The organism is Bacteroides sp. UBA939, from assembly GCF_002293435.1.
Lineage (GTDB): Bacteria > Bacteroidota > Bacteroidia > Bacteroidales > Bacteroidaceae > Bacteroides.
In genome coordinates, this window is the sequence record NZ_DBDF01000094.1 from 1 (window position 1) to 6189 (window position 6189).

Annotated in this window: 5 protein-coding genes; 3 read left to right on the forward strand and 2 right to left on the reverse strand. The window is 44.8% G+C overall.

Annotated features, from left to right (window positions below; all coding sequences use genetic code 11):
* Positions 1 to 353: 353 nt before the first annotated feature.
* Positions 354 to 941, forward strand: a complete 588-nt coding sequence (locus tag B2Z67_RS06525) for a DNA-3-methyladenine glycosylase I (protein WP_291529014.1) — start codon at positions 354 to 356, stop codon at positions 939 to 941.
* A gap of 585 nt (positions 942 to 1526) precedes the next feature.
* Here B2Z67_RS06525 and buk read toward each other — a convergent pair.
* The gene (gene buk, locus B2Z67_RS06530) at positions 1527 to 2609 is read right to left on the reverse strand and encodes a butyrate kinase (protein WP_291529015.1); all 1083 of its coding nucleotides are present in this window, start codon (positions 2607 to 2609) and stop codon (positions 1527 to 1529) included.
* A gap of 18 nt (positions 2610 to 2627) precedes the next feature.
* Positions 2628 to 3545, reverse strand: a complete 918-nt coding sequence (locus B2Z67_RS06535) for a phosphate acyltransferase (RefSeq protein WP_291529016.1) — start codon at positions 3543 to 3545, stop codon at positions 2628 to 2630.
* 542 nt (positions 3546 to 4087) lie between these two features.
* On the opposite strand from B2Z67_RS06535, the gene B2Z67_RS06540 reads away from it, so the two are divergent.
* A complete protein-coding gene (locus B2Z67_RS06540) occupies positions 4088 to 5050 on the forward strand; it encodes a S66 peptidase family protein (RefSeq protein ID WP_291529017.1) in 963 nt (320 codons plus the stop codon).
* Positions 5047 to 6039, forward strand: a complete 993-nt coding sequence (locus tag B2Z67_RS06545) for a M28 family peptidase (RefSeq protein WP_291529018.1) — start codon at positions 5047 to 5049, stop codon at positions 6037 to 6039. The genes B2Z67_RS06540 and B2Z67_RS06545 overlap by 4 nt, the downstream gene beginning before the upstream one ends.
* The last annotated feature ends 150 nt before the right edge of the window (positions 6040 to 6189 follow it).

Below are 6189 nucleotides of genomic sequence, written 5' to 3' on the forward strand. Positions count from 1 at the left end.
CCTGGATGATGAACAGCTGCTGAGTCAAATAATGAGTGACAACCGAAGAATTCAGGCGATGAGGGTACTGGCTCAAACCGCATGAAATCTACTTCCGAAACTTGAGTTAAGTACTGCTAAAAATAACTTCTTGGAATCGAATCCTGTTCTACACTTGCAGGGGGCGTCACCTGCTCCACTGTTTCCTTAACTTCCGGCTGTGCAAACGCATAGAGCGTTCAGGCAGCCACAGGCACGAAGAGCAATAGCTTGAAACATAAACCGAATATGGGCAGAGAAGTAGAAAATGTGAAGGCAACCGGGTAGATTGTCCGACTTTTATCTTTATATTTGTGGAAACAACTATTACGAAAATGGAAAATTTAATAAATGGACGCTGCGGCTGGTGCGGAAACGACGAGTTATATGTAAAATACCATGATGAAGAATGGGGAAGACTCGTTACCGACGATAAAGCCCTGTTTGAGTTTCTGGTTCTGGAAAGTGCACAAGCCGGACTGAGTTGGATTACTATCCTAAGAAAACGGGAAAACTACCGCAAAGCCTTTCATAATTTTGATGTTGAGAAGGTGGCCGGAATGACTGCCGAGGACATTGAACGCCTGATGCAGTTTGACGGTATAGTGAAAAACCGGTTGAAAATCACATCTGCAATCACGAATGCAAGGCTATTTATGGATATTCAAAAAGAATTCGGTAGCTTTTACAACTATACATTATCGTTCTTCCCTGATAACAAGCCGATAGTAAACAATCCCGAATCGTTAAGTGAAATACCTGTTTCATCTCCCGAATCTGATGCAATGAGTAAGGATATGAAAAAGCGAGGGTTCAAGTTCTTTGGTACTACTATCTGTTACGCTCATTTACAGGCTTCCGGCTTTGTAAACGACCACTTGGTGGGTTGCTTTTGCAGAGAGGTTGCTGTGTCAAAGGTCTAAATCTACTATCTTTTTGAATTGTCATTATGTCATTTTTCATTTTTAGTTGTCTGAGAATGCGATATTTCCGTCCGAATATATATTCAGAATATCGTATCCACAGCTTCTATTTCTTCTCTTTCTACAAAAGTAAATGTCAGGGGAAAGGCTTTTTATCCGCCTTTCTGCACACCGATTCTGCTTTATGATTACATATTGCCAATCAGAAATAGTCTCGTTACACCTGAAAATACAAGCTAAAAAAGAGATCGGGAAGTACCCCCATACTTCCCGATCCGAAACAGTCAAAAATCGACCTTAATCAATTTATTAACTTAACACATTACAAAGATATGAGAAAAATTTCTTTGAACGGACTTTTTCTCTTAAAAAAAGTTCAGTTCCTAAGCAAATATTACGAACTACGAAAAATATTATACCTAACCTGCATTATTCATACTGTAGTTAAAGGAGTTATCACTTTGTTAGAAGTTAAGGAGTTAAAGCCAATACTCCGTGAATCGTATAACCATACTATCGGTTTTTAACTCCTAAGCCAACTTGTGGGCTGATAACTTCTTTAACCCTCTTAACTCCTGACTCGCATTACTTATAAACCTGTATCGGCAACTCCCCGCGCAATGCCGCCAAAACATTCAAGGCAAGCGCTTCCAACTCGTCTTCCCCGGGATACACGTGCACCGGAGCAAGGAAGGAAATCCGTTCTTTCAAGCGGGAGATTACATAATCGGAATGAGCAATGCCACCTGTCAGCAGGATAGCATCCACCTTGCCGTAGAGTACAACGGCAGCAGCGCCCACACTCTTGGCAACCTGATAAATCATAGCATTCAGCACCAGTTCCGCCTTTTCATCTCCGGCTTCTATGGATTTGATGATAGCAAGTATATCAGTAGTACCCAGATGTGCCGCCAGACCGGCATCACCGGAAATATGCTTCTTCAACTCGTCCTTTGCGAAAAGACGGGAATAACAGATATCGATCAATAGCCCCGCAGGCAGTGTTCCCGCCCGCTCGGGAGAAAAAGGGCCTTCGCCGTCAAGGGCATTGTTTACATCAACAGCACGCCCGTGGCGATGGGCACCGATGGAAATACCGCCCCCCAAATGACAGATAACCAGGTTCAGGTCTTCGTAACGCACCGGACGCTCAGGAGAAGCTTCCGTAAACTCGGCAGCATAACGGCGTGCAATGGCACGCTGGTTCAGTGCATGCCAGATGCTGATGCGCGATATCGAGGGAAAGCCTGTGACACGGGCTATATCATCCAATTCATCCACCACGCCAGGATCGGCAATAAAGGCGCGACAAGCGGGAAGCAATGCAGCAAGTTCGGCAGCGATGAGACATCCTAAATTGCACGCATGGCTGCGCATAGCATGGATAATATCATCCAGCATGGCATCATTCACCTCGTACACCCCACCCGGAACAGGCTTCAATAATCCTCCACGCCCCACAATGGCGTCAAATTCAAAAGGAATATCATTCTCTTTCAGGGTTTCTATCACCAGATTCTTGCGGAACTCAAACTGGTCGATGATACGTGGGAAATGCGTGAGTTCCTCCACCGAATGGCGAATGTTACGCACCAGGAACGGAGTTCTGTCTTCGTACACCGCAATTTTCGTTGAAGTAGAACCGGGATTGATAGCGAGGATTTTCATAGTAGAAAGATATTGAATTTAGATTTGCTCCTTACAAGTCAGGCACGCCATAGCCATACTGTAATACTTGGATAAACCGGAATCGCTGCGTGAAGGCAACACCACCGGACAGACAGGACCTTGCAACAGACCCGCCATATCGGCATTCGCGAAAAGGGAAACGGATTTATAGAACGTATTGCCGGACTCGATATTCGGGAAAATCAGCACATCCGCTTCTCCGTTGATGGGCGAAGCAATGCCTTTGATATCCCCACTTGCGCGCTCGCAGGAAGTACGTACATCCAACGGACCGTCGATAATTACATCTCCGAACTCTCCTGCTTCCGCCAGTTCCACGATATTAACGTAGTCTAACGAGTGAGGAAACTTGGCGCTTACTTTCTCCGTGCAATGAATAAGTGAGATGCGAGGCCTTTCGATACCAAAATGACGGCAGGTATGGATAGCATACCAAATCATCTCTATGCGTTGCTGCAAAGTGGGACGAGGAATCACGGCAGCATCCGAGAAGAACAGCAACTTATCATACGCAGGAATCTGCATCACAGCCAGATGGGTCAGGATTTTACCCTTAGGCAACAAGCCCTTCTCTTTGTCAAGGATGGCATGAAGCAAGTTATCCGTATTGATGATGCCTTTCATCAGGATATCCGCCCCGCCTTCACGGATAATGCGGACGGCTTCGCGCGCAGCCTCATCAGCGTCTTCAATATGTACTGTTTTAACGTATTGAGGATATTTCTTCAACGTAGGGTACTTCTTCAGGATAGCCGAATCGCCAATCATCAGGAATTCTGCGATACCTTCTTCCAAGGCGCGGGCAATGGCATACTCTGTATTGGGGTCATTGGCGCAAACTACTGCAATACGTTTCCTCTTGTTCAAGGATTTCAGATGTGAGGTCAGTTGAGCAAAACTTCGAATAGGCTCCATAACGTTTGATTTTTAGCAAATATCTGAAAAAATGTCGAGAAACGCAGCATGATAACCAAAGAAAATTCATGAATTCCGTATCATTTTGACAATAGAGCCGGAAATTGTACTGATTAGCGCAGATTTCTATCCTTTCACCCGAAAACATAATAAGGCGTGTTAACCAGTAAAATCTCCGGTGTAAACTAAGAGCCTGATGAAAACAGGAAAGCATCCTCAAAAACAACCCTCAAGACACCATACATTAGCCTGCATTATTCATACCGTAGTTAAGGGAGTTATCACTTCGTTAGGAGTTAAGGAGTTAAAGCCGATACTCCGTGAATCGTATAACAAGACTATCGGCTTTAACTCCTAAGCCAACTTGTTGGCTGATAACTACTTAAGCTCCTCTAACTCCTGAAGCATGAATTATTCAGGTTAGTGTTAATAATGAAAAATGTTTTGAATGAAACTAATGCCGGGCAAAATTTAAACAGGCTCTAAATTTCTGTTTGAGTAATTTTATGTACTTTTGTCCCCATACCCAAAATCATAGAATTATGAGTAGCCTTATTTTTCCGCCATACGTACAAAAGGGTGATTACGCTATCATCCTCTCTCCTTCCGGCAAAATAGACAAATCGTTTTTGAAAGGAGCAAAGAAACGCCTGAAATCATGGGGACTGGAAGTGATAACGGCAAAACATGCAGGCAGTTCAAACGGAACGTACGCAGGCAGCATCAAACAACGTGTAGAAGACTTGCAGAATGCGCTGGATGACGATAAAGCAAAAGTGATTTTTTGCAGTCGTGGCGGATACGGAGCGGTGCATCTGTTAAGCAAACTGGACTTCACCCGCTTCCGCAAACATCCCAAGTGGCTGATTGGTTTCAGTGATATCACAGCCCTGCACAATGTATTCCAACAGAATGGTTTTGCATCGCTTCATGCCCCGATGGCGCGTCACTTGACGGTAGAGTCAGAGGAAGACTATTGTGCACTGGCGCTTAAAGACATCTTGTTTCACCATCTCAGTCCGGATACGGCAGAGGCAGTAACAGCGTCAGAGAATGGATTCGCCTATACCTGTCCCGGACATAAGCTAAACCACAAAGGAAAAGCCGACGGGATTTTAAGAGGAGGCAATCTCGCCGTTTTATATGGATTGCGCGGTACTCCTTACGACATCCCCGCCGAAGGGACAATCCTTTTCATAGAAGACGTCGGCGAACGCCCGCATTCAATAGAGCGTATGATCTATAATCTGAAGTTGGGCGGAATACTCGACAAGCTCTCCGGACTCATCATCGGGCAGTTCACGGAATACGAAGAAACCAAATCTTTAGGGAAAGATTTGTATGGAGCCATCGCCGACATAATGAAAGAATACGATTATCCGGTTTGCTTCGACTTCCCGGTGGGGCATGTCACCATGAACCTGCCCATGATAAACGGAGCGGAAGTAACACTGGAAACCGGAAATAAAGAAGTAAAATTGAGTTTTAATTTAGATAAACAATGAAACGGAATTATACCCTTATCTTTCTATGCTTCATACTGTCCACACTGATAGCATGCAGCAACACCAAGACGGTAAACAACAACACGGAAACAACCACCAAGACTGTGACCAGTGTTCCCCAATTCAATGCGGACAGCGCATATCAGTATGTAAAAGCTCAGGTTGACTTTGGTCCGCGTGTTCCCAATACGCAAGCGCATGTGGACTGTGGTAATTATCTGGCTGATAAGCTGGCAGAATTCGGTGCTAAAGTCACCAGCCAATATGTTGATTTGCCTGCCTACAACGGTACCTTGTTGAAAGCGCGCAATATTATCGGTTCTTACAAACCGGAGACGAAGAAACGCATCGCACTTTTCTCGCATTGGGACAGTCGTCCGTGGGCGGATGAAGATCCGGATACGAAAAAGCACTATACACCTATCTTAGGCGCCAATGATGGTGCAAGTGGTGTTGGTGTATTGTTGGAAATAGCTCGTCTTCTTCAGGCACAGCAGCCGGAATTAGGTATTGATATTATTTTTGTGGACGCTGAGGACTATGGCGCCCATAGCGCTTACAATGGCCCGCGCAAGGAAGAATACTGGGCGCTCGGTTCACAATACTGGGCACGTAATCCGCATGTACAGGGATACAACGCACGTTTCGGTATCTTGCTGGATATGGTGGGTGGAAGGAATCCGGAGTTCCGCTATGAAGGTCTTTCGGAAGAGAGAGCCGGCAATGTCAACCGGAAAGTATGGAAAACGGCGAAAGCGCTGGGTTTCGGGAGCTATTTCGTACAGGAAGAAGGTGGTTATGTTACGGACGACCATGTGTTTATTAACAAATATGCCAATATTCCAACTATTGATATCATTCCTTATTATCCGGAAGGGAGTTTCTTTGAGCATTGGCATACGGTAAAAGATGATATGGATGCTATTGATAAAGGTACACTGCAAGCGGTGGGGCAAACGGTAATGCAGGTTATCTTTAGCGAGGAATAATACAGAAATCATTCAGGTTTTGCAGGTTGATTGTATGTTACTGAAGTATCGCGGTTTGATTACAGGAGTATCTATGGTTGATTATAGGAGTATCTATGGTTGATTACAAGAGTATCTATGGTTGATTACAAGAGTATCTCTATTCCCCTC

Excerpts from the sequence above, each read along its gene's own strand:
- B2Z67_RS06525 (WP_291529014.1), top strand. The coding sequence starts at position 354 with ATGGAAAATTTAATAAATGGACGCTGCGGCTGGTGCGGAAACGACGAG.
- buk (WP_291529015.1), bottom strand. The coding sequence starts at position 2,609 with ATGAAAATCCTCGCTATCAATCCCGGTTCTACTTCAACGAAAATTGCG.
- B2Z67_RS06535 (WP_291529016.1), bottom strand. The coding sequence starts at position 3,545 with ATGGAGCCTATTCGAAGTTTTGCTCAACTGACCTCACATCTGAAATCC.
- B2Z67_RS06540 (WP_291529017.1), top strand. The coding sequence starts at position 4,088 with ATGAGTAGCCTTATTTTTCCGCCATACGTACAAAAGGGTGATTACGCT.
- B2Z67_RS06545 (WP_291529018.1), top strand. The coding sequence starts at position 5,047 with ATGAAACGGAATTATACCCTTATCTTTCTATGCTTCATACTGTCCACA.